At 62.0% G+C, this 200-nt stretch carries 1 rRNA gene; it reads right to left on the minus strand.

The window, feature by feature from the left end:
* Window positions 1-111: 111 nt before the first annotated feature.
* Window positions 112-200, minus strand: a 16S ribosomal RNA gene (locus tag OP79_RS53575); the annotation flags it as partial.

Below are 200 nucleotides of genomic sequence, written 5' to 3' on the forward strand. Positions count from 1 at the left end.
GAGTGTGCCGAATAGTCAACGTTCCACCCATGAGCAACCACCGCAGAACGTTCGCCTGCGTTGTGGCCCTGGACGCCGGCCCCGAAGAGCAGGCGCCTAGATGCTCCTTAGAAAGGAGGTGATCCAGCCGCACCTTCCGGTACGGCTACCTTGTTACGACTTCGTCCCAATCGCCAGTCCCACCTTCGACCGCTCCCCCC

The sequence above is a fragment of the Streptomyces yerevanensis genome (assembly GCF_000716805.1).
Taxonomy (GTDB): domain Bacteria; phylum Actinomycetota; class Actinomycetes; order Streptomycetales; family Streptomycetaceae; genus Streptomyces; species Streptomyces flaveus.